General features: G+C 72.7%; 8 protein-coding genes. 6 read left to right on the forward strand and 2 right to left on the reverse strand.

Features of this window, described 5'->3' with window-relative positions; translation table 11 throughout:
* Positions 1-150: 150 nt before the first annotated feature.
* The 3 genes from J5X75_RS16445 to J5X75_RS16455 all read left to right on the forward strand — a co-directional run bounded on the left by J5X75_RS16445 (position 151) and on the right by J5X75_RS16455 (position 3,534).
* A complete protein-coding gene (locus J5X75_RS16445; RefSeq protein ID WP_238488293.1) occupies positions 151-978 on the forward strand; it encodes a TylF/MycF/NovP-related O-methyltransferase in 828 nt (275 codons plus the stop codon).
* Between the two features lie 80 nt (positions 979-1,058).
* A complete protein-coding gene (locus J5X75_RS16450; RefSeq protein ID WP_208468282.1) occupies positions 1,059-2,672 on the forward strand; it encodes a methyl-accepting chemotaxis protein in 1,614 nt (537 codons plus the stop codon).
* Between the two features lie 22 nt (positions 2,673-2,694).
* A complete protein-coding gene (locus tag J5X75_RS16455; protein ID WP_238488269.1) occupies positions 2,695-3,534 on the forward strand; it encodes a polysaccharide deacetylase family protein in 840 nt (279 codons plus the stop codon).
* Here the strand turns inward: J5X75_RS16455 and J5X75_RS16460 are convergent.
* A complete protein-coding gene (locus J5X75_RS16460; RefSeq protein WP_208468283.1) occupies positions 3,531-4,919 on the reverse strand; it encodes a DUF1349 domain-containing protein in 1,389 nt (462 codons plus the stop codon). The genes J5X75_RS16455 and J5X75_RS16460 overlap by 4 nt on opposite strands.
* Positions 4,920-5,005: 86 nt before the next feature.
* On the opposite strand from J5X75_RS16460, the gene J5X75_RS16465 reads away from it, so the two are divergent.
* The gene (locus J5X75_RS16465) at positions 5,006-6,109 is read left to right on the forward strand and encodes a sensor histidine kinase (RefSeq protein WP_208468284.1); all 1,104 of its coding nucleotides are present in this window, start codon (positions 5,006-5,008) and stop codon (positions 6,107-6,109) included.
* The gene (locus J5X75_RS16470; protein WP_208468285.1) at positions 6,106-6,762 is read left to right on the forward strand and encodes a response regulator transcription factor; all 657 of its coding nucleotides are present in this window, start codon (positions 6,106-6,108) and stop codon (positions 6,760-6,762) included. Before J5X75_RS16465 ends, J5X75_RS16470 begins: the two co-directional genes overlap by 4 nt.
* Here the strand turns inward: J5X75_RS16470 and J5X75_RS16475 are convergent.
* Positions 6,747-7,880, reverse strand: coding sequence for a S8 family serine peptidase (locus tag J5X75_RS16475; RefSeq protein WP_208468286.1), 1,134 nt, complete (start codon positions 7,878-7,880; stop codon positions 6,747-6,749). The two genes, J5X75_RS16470 and J5X75_RS16475, sit on opposite strands and share 16 nt — an antisense overlap.
* 150 nt (positions 7,881-8,030) lie before the next feature.
* Between J5X75_RS16475 and J5X75_RS16480 the strand changes: the two genes are divergently transcribed.
* On the forward strand, positions 8,031-10,955 hold the full coding sequence (locus J5X75_RS16480) for a M36 family metallopeptidase (RefSeq protein ID WP_208468287.1): 2,925 nt from the start codon (positions 8,031-8,033) through the stop codon (positions 10,953-10,955).
* Positions 10,956-11,025 lie beyond the last annotated feature (70 nt).

Below are 11,025 nucleotides of genomic sequence, written 5' to 3' on the forward strand. Positions count from 1 at the left end.
CGCCCCCCCCCCCCCCTGACCCACGCGCTTACCCCCCGACCGGGCCGCGGCGCCCCCCCGCCCGCCGCGTCACCGTCGGGTGCGGACGATCAACAACCGTGTCGGATCTGTTCAGAAGCTGTGATCTTCGTTACGGTACCGACTGTGACGATGCGTAAGGGCGTCAATCGAGTGCTGCGGAACCTCACCGGGTACGAGCTGCGCAAGCCGAAGCCGCCGGTGCGGAAGGCCGCCCCGAAGCCCCAACCCGCCCCCGAGCCCGCCGCCGCCAAGCCCGCGGGGCCTCCCGAGATCAAGTTTCCGGTCGACTACGACGAGGCCGCCCGGGCCACCATCCGTGCCGTCAAACCGTGGACCATGACGTCGCCGGAGAAGCTGAACGCCCTCGTCTACGCGGTCCGGTACGTGGCCCGCCACCGGATCCCGGGCGACATCGTCGAGTGCGGAGTGTGGCGCGGCGGCAGCATGCTGGCCATCGCCAAGACCCTCGCCGAGGCCGGTGACACCGACCGCCACCTGCATCTCTACGACACGTTCGAGGGTATGAGCGAGCCCACCGAGCACGACAAGCGGCACGACGGCCGCAGCGCCGCCGAGATGCTGGAGACCAGCGACAAGAGCTCCGGCGTGTGGGCCTACGCCTCCCTCGAGGACGTGCGGGCCACGATGAGCGGGGCGGACTACCCGGCCGACCGGATCCACTACTACAAGGGCAAGGTCGAGGACACCATCCCCGGCGACGCCCCCGAGCGGATCAGCATCCTGCGCCTCGACACCGACTGGTACGAGTCGACCCGCCATGAGCTCGAACACCTCTGGCCGCGGCTGGTGCCCGGCGGTGTCCTGCTGCTCGACGACTACGGCTGGTGGGACGGCGCGAAACGGGCCGTCGACGAGTGGCTCGACGAGGTGAATCCGCAACTGCTGCTGCTGCGCATGGACGAGGGCCGGGTCGGAATTAAGCAGATGCTCAGCTAGCTTCGCTCAATCCTCTGACATCCCTTCCGATGGGAAGAGCACCGCCGGGCGTGCCGGCGCGCCGGAGGGGAGAGTGCACCATGCGTATCGCAGATGTCAGTGTAGGTAAGCGCCTCGGCGCGTCCTACCTGCTGCTCACCGCGCTGATCGTCACGTCGGCGGGAGCCGGCTGGTGGGGCCTGGGCCAGCAGGCCGACGCCGAGGCGGAGCTCGCTGTCCTGGAGCAGGTGCGCGACGACATCCAGGCCGCCAAGTACGCCGCGTCGGACGTGACCGGATGGCAGGGGCTCTGGGTCGCCGACGTGGGCGCCTACGGGTACGAACAGTCCGTGGGCCCCGACGGCTTCAACCGGCAGGGCGAGCTGAAGTCGAAGGACGCCCTCTACGCCGGTCTCGAAGCCACGAACACGGCAGGCATGACCGAGGCCGAACGGGCTCAGTTCGAGCAGCTGAAGCCGGCCTGGGACGACTTCTTCGTCTGGGACGACACCATCAACAAGTGGCTGTCCGAGGACACCAAGGCCTCCCGGGCCAAGGCGATGGACAGCATCAACGGCGGTGCGGCGTCGGAGGCGTACGGCAAGGTGCTGGACATCACCGCGGAGCTGGACGAATCGGTCAACGCCCGCGTCGAGGGAGTGCGCGCCGACGTCGAGCGGATCAAGAACACCGCGACGACGGTGCTGGGCGGCACGCTCGCCGTCGCCGTGATCCTCGCGGTGCTGATGGGCACCCTGGTCACCCGGTCGGTGGTCCGCCCGCTCAACGTCGTGGTCGAGGGGCTCAAGCGCCTCGCCCACCGGGACCTCACGGTACGCGTGGGCCTGGACCGCCGGGACGAGCTCGGCCGCCTCGGCGCCACCCTGGACCAGACCGCCGACGCGCTGCGCGAGACGGTGTCGGCGATCGCCGGGCACGCCGGAACCGTGTCGTCGGCGTCGAACGAGCTGTCCTCGGTGTCGGCGCAGATCGCCGGCGCCAGCGCCGAGATGGACACGCAGGCGGCCGCGGTGGCGTCGGCGGCCGGCAGCGTCTCCGGCAACGCGCACACCCTCCAGGCCGGAAGCTCGGAGATGGCCCAGGCCATCGACGACATCGCCCGCAGTGCCGGCGAGGCGGCGCGGGTGGCCGGCGAGGCCGTCACCGTGGTCGAGCAGACCAACCAGACGGTCGGCAAGCTGGGCGACTCCTCGGCCGAGATCAGCAACGTGGTCAACATGATCACCTCGATCGCCGAGCAGACGAACCTGCTGGCGCTCAACGCCACCATCGAGGCCGCCCGCGCCGGTGAGCTCGGCAAGGGCTTCGCCGTGGTGGCCGGCGAGGTCAAGGAGCTGTCCCAGGAGACCGCCCGGGCCACCGAGGACATCGCCCGGCTGGTCAAGGCCATCCAGCAGGACACCTCGAACGCGGTCGGCGCGATCAGCGAGATCGGCGGCGTGGTGGCCCGGATCTGCGACTTCCAGACGCTGATCGCCGCGGCCGTGGAGGAGCAGACCGCCACCACCAGCGAGATGGGCCGCAACGTCGTGGAGGTGGCCGACAGCAGCGAGGCCATCGCCACCAACATCGCCGGTGTGGCGACCGCGGTGGGCTCGACCGTGACGGTGGCCAACCGTGCCCGGTCGAACGCCGAGGGCCTGGCCCGTACCAGCACCGAACTCCAGGAGCTGGTGGCCACCTTCACCCTGTGAGGCGTGTGGAATTCTTCTTCACATGTCGATTCTTGGCCGGTTCCTCGCCGCCGCTCTGGTCCTGATGCTGACCGCCTGCGGCGCCGGGGAACCGGCTCCGGTCGTCACCGCCAGCCGTACGCCGGTTCCCGAAGCCACGGTGGAGGCCACCACGGAGTCCGGCCGCGCGACGCCCGGGGCACGCGCTTCCGGATCGCTGCCGCCGGTGGTGCGGCACGGGCCCCGCGACACGGAGAAGGTCGCGCTCACCTTCGACGCCGACATGACCGACGCGATGAAGGCCCGGCTGAGCAACGGCACCGTGTCCTCCTACGCCAACCTGCGCCTGCTGGCCCTGCTGGAGACGCGGCGGATCCCGGCCACCTTCTTCGTGACCGGGCAGTGGGCCGAGCAGTACCCCGACGTCACCCGCCGGATCGCCGGGAACCCGCGCTTCGAGATCGCCAACCACAGCTACGAACACGCGGCCTTCACCGGCGACTGCTACAACCTGCCGCGACTCGCGCCCGGCGAGATGACCGGCGACGTCGACAAGACCTTCACGACCCTTCATCCGTACGGCGGACGCCAGACCCGCTACTTCCGGTTCCCCGGGCTGTGCCACGACCGGGCGGCCCTGCGGGCGCTGGCCCCGCTCGGGGTGACGGTGGTCGACGGTGACGTGGTCAGCGGTGACCCGTTCGCCCGCGGGGCGGGCCCGGTCATCGACGCCGTGCTGTCCCAGGTGAAACCGGGCTCGATCGTCATCATGCACATCACCGAGGCGAACGCCCGCTACACCGACGACGCCCTGCCCGCGATCCTGGCCGGTCTGCGCCGCCGCGGTCTGGAGCCGGTCACCCTCTCCGAGCTGCTCGCCTAGACCGGCGCTGGCCGGTGGGTGGTGGCCCGCCCGCCGGCCGCGAACGCGATCACGCCGGCCCACCCGGCGAGCACCGCGAGCCCGGCCCACCACGGCAGCGGGAAGTACCCGGCCGACGGCGCGTAGTGGGCCAGCACCTGCGGATACTCCACCTCGGTCTGCTTCACCGCGAACCCGGCGGCCGGAGTGACCCGCAACAGCCACCGCGCGAGCGGATCCGGCAGCAGCGGTACGGCGGTGACCGTGTACGGCACCACCACCAGCAGCAGCGCGAGCGCCCAGCCGTACCGGAACAGCGACCCGAGCCCGTAGGCGAGCACCGCGCACAGGCCGACGGCCACGGCGAGCCCGGCGACCACCCGGACGCTGTCCAGCTCACCGGTCACCGCGAGGACGGTCCCCACCGACAGCAGGCCGGTGACCAGCGCCGCCGCGCCGACGGTGGCGGCCCGCCGCGGCTCGAAGGGCGCCGACCGGCCGTGGCGGGCGGCCGTCACCAGGATGATGACCAGGGCGACGGCCAGCCCGGTGAGGGCCGCGTCGGCGCCCGGGTCCGGGTCCTCGCCGAGCGGCCCGATGTCGCCGGTGCCGCTGATCGTGACCACCCCGTCCGCCTGCACCGCCCCGGCCGGGTTGTGGTGCTTCTCCCAGTCGGTCACGTTCATCTCGCCGACCGGCTCGCTGGTCCAGGAACCGCCGCCCGCCACGGTGACGTTGTCGAACACGCCCACCGCCTGCGTGAAGCGGCCCTGGCCGATCCGGCCGCCGAGCCCCACCTCCTGGAGGGTGAGCCCGTGCGGGGAGGCCGCGAACAGCCCGACCTGGACGGTGTCCGGCAGCCCGTCGAGTTCGGCCGATCCGACCTCCTGCCACCGGACACCGTCGGCCGACTCGGCGCCGGTGATGGTGTCGCCGGAGCGGGTCAGGCGCAGCCAGCGCGGGTTGCCGGCGGACACGCCGCCGGGCCGTCCGGCCACGTCGTGACGGTAGTCGTGCTGGAACCGGACCCCGTGCTCGCCGGTCATCATGAGCGCCGCGTAGCGGGAGCCCGGCCGGAGCCCGTCCTTGACGATGATCCCGGTCTTCGCCCACGGGACCAGGCCGGGGACGATCTCGTCGTGGTCCGGCGGGGGATAGGTGATGGTGCCGGTCATCGACGTCAACCGGACCGTGATGGCGCCCTGCGGCCCGAGGTCGCCGTGCAGGAACCAGAACCGGTCGCTGACCACGTCGCCGTCGCCGGAGACGGGGACCGGCGGGCACGGGCCGGGGTCGCAGGACATGTCGATGGCGGAGGTGGACAGGACGCCGAGCGCCACGACGGAGACGGCCGCGGCGGCGAGGGCCACGATCCGGCCCGGGCGGAGGAGGTCTGCGCGGAACATGACCGGATTTCTAGGCGCCGGTCGCTAACACGGCCCGAACGTGGACTGTCACGCCGCTGTTAGGTCCGGCCCGGCATGCTGTAACAATGTTCCGGTCGCGTCTGGCCACCGTGGGGACCCGGTTCACGGTCCTCTACGCGGCCGTCTTCCTCGGGTCCGGGGTGCTGCTGCTGGCGGTCGCCCTGGCGTTCTCCGGCGGCAGCAGCACCACGATGGCGCCCGTCCAGCAGCAGGGCGGCCCGGCCGCGGCGCGACAGCGGATCGCGGCGCTGGAGGAGCAGCTCGACGCCGTCCACGGGGAGCAGGCCCGGCGGCTGGTGTTCGGGTTCGCCGTGGCCCTGTTCGTGATGGCCGTCCTCTCGCTGCTGCTGGGGCGGCTGATGGCCGGCGCCGTGCTGTCGCCGGTCCGCTCGATCACCGCGGTCACCCGCCGCATCTCCGCCGACAACCTGCACGAGCGGCTCGCCGTGCACGGCCCCGACGACGAGGTGAAACAGCTCGCCGACACCATCGACGGGCTGCTGGAACGGCTGGAGGCGTCGTTCACGGCGCAGCGCCGGTTCGTCGCCAACGCCTCGCACGAGCTGCGCACCCCGCTCGCCACGATGCGCGCCACCCTGGACGTGGCGGTCGCCAAACCCGACCCGGCCGCCGCGACGCTCGTGCTCGCCGGGAAGCTGCGCATCCAGCTCGACCGGGTCGACCACCTGCTCGACGGTTTCCTGACGCTGGCCCGCGCCCAGCACGGCGGCACCGGGGAGGCGGCGCCCAACGACCTGGCCGAGCTGGTCGCCGCGGCGCTGCGGGACCGGGCCGCCGAGGTGTCCGCCCGGCGGCTCGCGGTCACCGTCGAACTCCCGGCCGGCAGCGTGGCGCGCGGCAACCCGGCGCTGCTGGCCCGGCTCGTGGCGAACCTCGTCGACAACGCGGTCACCCACAACGTGGACGACGGGTGGGTCCGGATCACCGGCGGTGAGTCCGAACTGATCGTGGAGAGCGGCGGCCGGGTCTTCGCGCAGGATCAGGTGGACCGGCTCACCGGCGCGTTCGAGCGGCTCGGCGAGGAGCGGGTCGGCTCGTCCGGGCTGGGGCTGTCCATCGTGGCCGCCGTCGTCGCGGCCCACCAGGGCACGCTGGAGCTGACCGCCCGCCCGGACGGCGGCCTGCGGGCGGCGGTGCGGCTGCCGTGAGGATCCTCGTGGTGGAGGACGACCACGCCCTGGCCGACGTGGTGGTGGAGGGGCTGACCGATGCCGGGATGGCGGTCGACGTCGCCCACGACGGGCTGAGCGCCGCCGGGAAGATCGAGCTCACGCCGTACGATGTGGTGGTTCTCGATCGTGATCTGCCCGGCCTGCACGGCGATGTCCTGTGCCAGATGATCACGGACCGCCCGGACCGGCCGATGGTGCTGATGCTCACCGCGGCGGGCGAGCCCGGCGACCGGGTCAGCGGGCTCACCCTGGGCGCCGACGACTACCTGGCCAAACCGTTCCACTTCCCGGAGCTGATCCTGCGGGTCCGGGCGCTGGCCCGTCGGCGACCGGACGCCCGGCCGCGCACCCTGCGGGCCGCCGGGATCGAGCTGGATCCGGTCCGCCGGACCGTGGTCCGCGACGGCCGTCAGCTGCCGCTGTCGGTGAAGGAGTTCGCCGTGCTGGAGGCGCTGCTGCGGGCCAGCCCCGGCTTCCTGAGCGCGGAGACCCTGCTGGACAACGTGTGGGACGAGCACGCCGACCGGTTCACCAACACGGTCACCGTGACGGTCGGCCGGCTGCGGCGCAAGCTCGGTGACCCGCCGGTCATCACGACCACGCCGGGGGTGGGCTACCGGATCGCCTGACCGCTCGGCGCCGTCAGCGCCTTCGCCCGGCCCTTTCGGCGCCGGAGCATCCACAGCAGGACCCCGGCGGCCAGCACCGCCCCGGCCACCGGCAGCAGGGCGGCGGCGATCAGGCCGTACCGGAGCCAGTCGGTGTCCGGAGGTCCCGGATCGCCGAGCGGGTTGCCGGTCACCGGCGGCACGTCGGCGGTCAGGGCCGCGTAGGCGTCCACCACGCCGTGCCCGCGCCCGTAGTCGATGTCGGCGATACCCGGGCCGGGCGGCACCCCGGTCGCCAGCAGCCGGTTGATCACCGCCCCGGCCGGCAGGTCCGGGTACCGCGACCGGACCAGCGCCACCACCCCGGTGACCAGCGCGGCCGCCGTCTCGTTGCCGCTGTTCGGGACGAGCTCCGCGTAGCCGCCGCCGTCCGGGTCGAGCACGATGACGCCCTCGTCCCCGGCCGCGTTGCTGTTCGGGCCGGGCGCCCGCAGGTCCGCCCCGATCGTCGACCGCAGCCGCCCGGCCACCTCGCCGTCGCCGGTGACGCCGCCGGCCACCAGCACCCCGGTACGCAGGTTCGCCGGGAGGTCGGCCACGTCGTCGAGGGCCATCACCACCACGACGTCCTTCGACTGCGCGTACCGGATGCCGTCGAAATCGGCCGTCAGGTCGTCGGTGATCGCGGTGTTGAGATAGAGCACGCCCGCCCCGGAGTCGGCCAGCCAGCGGATCGCCTTCTCCAGGTCGTCCCGGTGGTGCGCGTTCAGCGGCTGCACCGACACGGCCGGGGCGGCGCCGACGATGCCGCCGCGGGCCGCGATCAGGCCGATCTCCTCGGTGGCGTGGCGGTCGGTGGCCGGCTCGCCGGGCGGCGTCTGCTGCATGCCGCCGAGGATCGTGTCCGGCGCGACCCGCACGGTCGGCAGCACGGCGTCGCCCAGATCGGGATGCGGCATCGGGGCGCTGCTGGTCAGCACGCCGACGGTGACGCCCTCGCCGCGGCTGATCCGGTGCGCCTGCGGCGCCTTGATGACGTCGAGATACCACTGCTCGTCGCGGGGCGCGGCGGCGGCCGGGTCCCCGGGGAGCGTCAGCAGGGACGCGAGCAGAAGGCCTCTGATCCACTTCGTCGGCACAGCGGATGGTAGCTTGACGCCGCAAGTTTCATCGACAAGGCTCACCATTGAGCAACCTCAATTTTGTGGACGTTCGGCCCATGCCGCCAAGCCGCACATCTGATGTCGGATGCGAAGTGACCGGTAACGACCGTCCATAAAGGAGGTTCCGTGCGCACACCATCCCGTGCGTTGGCGGGCACCACCACAGCCCTGGTCGCCGCGGTGCTCGTGCTCTCGCCAGGATCCGGCGGAAGCGCTGCCCCGGGCGCCGCCATCCCCAGCCGGGCCGAGACCCCGGAGATCCACGCCGACCACGATCACGGCGATCTCATCGACAACCGCAAGGGCCGCGTCGCACCCAGCGCCGAACAGCGGACGCTGGCCGCCGAGGCCGACGCCTCCGCCCGGTGGAACACCTTCGGCACCCCGGCCAGCCTCACCGCCACCACCGCCGAGCCGCTCGCCGAAGGCCTGCCCGCCGAGCCCGTCGCCGCGGCCCGCGCCTACGTGAACGGCAACCTCGACGTCCTCGGCATCACCGCCGCGGCCGCCGGCTCCCTCGAACTGCTCACCGCCCGCAAGCTCGGCGAGGGCGACGTCGTGCTGCTGCGCCAGCGCTTCGGCGACCTGGACGCCGGCCGCGACGGCCTGATCTCCATCGGCCTCCGCGACGGCAAGGTGTGGCACGTCAGCTCCTCACTGGCCCGCGACGCCGCCGCCCCGCAGCCGGCCACCCTGACCGCCGCCGAGGCCGAGCGCATCGCCGCCGCCGACGCCGGCATCACCGGCCCCACCCTGCTGGGCACCAAGCTCGTCGCGGTGCCGACCGCCGACCGTGGCGCCCGCGCCGCCTACCAGGTCGCGTTCGGGGCCGGCCTGTCCAGCGCCGACCCGGTCGCCTACACCACCTGGGTGGACGCGCGCGACGGCGGCATCCTGGTCCGCGAGGACATCGTCGACCACGACGCCGACAACCCCGAATGGGACGTCTTCCCCAACTCGCCGCGCACCGACTACTCCTCCCGCGACACCCGCCGGAGCTGGTGCTGGGCGCCGCAGCGGGGCTGTGACGAGGTCGTCGCGACCCCGGCGTCCCCGCAGGCGTGGGACGTCGACCCGGCCACCGGCGCGCCGACCAACACGACCAGCGGCAACAACGCGTTCGCCGTACACAACTGGCTGTCCAACGACCCGTTCACGGTCGGCACCGAACGGGCCACGCCCAGCCCGGCGCGCGAGTACACGTACCCGTGGACCAACCAGTGGCACGACACCAAGTGCGCGCCCACGGTCTTCGACTCGGCCGCCCGCAACGACATCGACGCGGCCCGGGCCAACCTGTTCGTGCAGCACAACCGGATGCACGACTGGTCGTACCACCTCGGCTTCACCGAGGAGACCTGGAACATGGAGGGCGACGGCGGCGACCCCGAACAGGGCAACGCGCAGGCCGGCGGCATCAGCGGCGGCCCGCCGGACTTCCTGGCCCGCAACAACGCCAACCAGATCACCCCGCCCGACGGCGAGGCCCCGATCACGAACATGTACCTGTGGCAGCCCATCGCCGGCTCCTTCTACTCGCCGTGCGTCGACGGCGACTACGACATGTCGGTCATCGGCCACGAGTACACGCACGCCATCACCAACCGCATGATCGCCGGCCCGGACGCCGGCCTCAGCTCCCCGCAGGGCATGAGCGAGAGCTGGTCCGACCAGCTCGCCGTCGAGTACCTGGCCGAGCACGGCTACGCCCCCCGGGGTGCCCGCGGCTTCACCGTCGGCGAGTACGTGACCGGTGACCCGGTCGCCGGCATCCGCAACTACAACATGAGCAGCGGCGCCAACCGGCTCAACTACAGCTCGGTCGACTACGACTTCGTCGGGTTGCAGGTGCACGCCTCCGGTGAGGTGTGGACCGCCACCAACTACGACATCCGGTCCGCGTTCATCAAGCGGTACGGCTACGGCAGCTCCGCCCTCCAGAAGGCGTGCGCCAACGGGAAGAAGGCGGTCACCTCCTGCCCGGGCAACCGGCGCTGGATCCAGCTCGTCGTCGACTCGTTCCTGCTCATGGCCAACAGCGCCAACAGCCAGGTCGACGCCCGTGACGCGCTGCTCGCCGCCGACCGGATCCGCTTCGGCGGCGCCAACCAGGACATCCTGTGGAACGCGTTCGCCAAGCGCGGCCTCGGCGAGGGCGCGGCCAGCAACGGCGCGGGCGACGTCGACCCGAAGCCGAGCTTCGCCTCCCCGCACGCCAAGGAGGCGACCGTCACCTTCCGGCCGGTCGACGAGCACGGTAAGCCGGTCACCGGCGCCAAGCTGTTCGTCGGCGACTACCAGGCGCGGGCCGTCGCGGTCGCCGACACCGACCCGGCCACCGCCCTGCCCGACACGGTGAGGCTGGTGCCCGGCACCTACGCGTTCGTCGCGCAGGCGCCCGGCCACGGCCACGCCCGGGTCTCCCCGGAGTCGCTGCGCTCCGGCGAGAAGGAGAGGCTGACCGTGAAGCTGCCGCGCAACGTCGCCTCGGCGGCCAACGGCGCGACCGCCGTCGGCGACGGCGTCAACCTGGCCCGGCTCCTCGACGACGACGAGGCCACCAACTGGGCCTCGCTCGGCAGCGCGGTGGCCGGCAAGGGCGTCAGCGTGGACCTCGCAGGTGACGCCCAGAAGGTCCGGCGGGTCCAGGTCAGCGCCATGCTGCGCCCGGCCGTCGCCGGCGACGCCGACGCCGGCACGCAGGCCCGGGTGACGGCGCTGCGCCAGTTCAAGGTGCTCGCCTGCACCGCGTCCGCGACGGTCACCTGCTCGGCCCCGGCCGACTTCACGACCGTCTACACCAGCAGGCGGGACGCGTTCCCGGCGGTGGCGCCGCGACCCCGGGCGCCGCAGCTGATCATCCGGTCCTTCGACATCCCGGACACCACGGCCACCCACCTGCGCATCGAGGCCGTGACCAACCAGTGCACCGGCGCCCCGGACTACGCCGGTGAGCAGGACAACGACCCGCGCGCCAACACGGACTGCGCCACGGCCAGCCCGCAGGCGCTCAACGTGCGCATCGCCGAGTTCCAGGCGTTCACGCGCTGACCGCGGACGGTGGGCGGGCCCCCGGGCCCCCCCCCCCCGGGCCGCGCACGGCGCCGTACGGCGGGGGGAT

The sequence above is a fragment of the Actinoplanes flavus genome, assembly GCF_017592555.1.
Classification (GTDB): Bacteria; Actinomycetota; Actinomycetes; order Mycobacteriales; family Micromonosporaceae; genus Actinoplanes; species Actinoplanes flavus.

Excerpts from the sequence above, each read along its gene's own strand:
- J5X75_RS16445 (WP_238488293.1), top strand. The coding sequence starts at position 151 with ATGCGTAAGGGCGTCAATCGAGTGCTGCGGAACCTCACCGGGTACGAG.
- J5X75_RS16450 (WP_208468282.1), top strand. The coding sequence starts at position 1,059 with ATGCGTATCGCAGATGTCAGTGTAGGTAAGCGCCTCGGCGCGTCCTAC.
- J5X75_RS16455 (WP_238488269.1), top strand. The coding sequence starts at position 2,695 with ATGTCGATTCTTGGCCGGTTCCTCGCCGCCGCTCTGGTCCTGATGCTG.
- J5X75_RS16460 (WP_208468283.1), bottom strand. The coding sequence starts at position 4,919 with ATGTTCCGCGCAGACCTCCTCCGCCCGGGCCGGATCGTGGCCCTCGCC.
- J5X75_RS16465 (WP_208468284.1), top strand. The coding sequence starts at position 5,006 with ATGTTCCGGTCGCGTCTGGCCACCGTGGGGACCCGGTTCACGGTCCTC.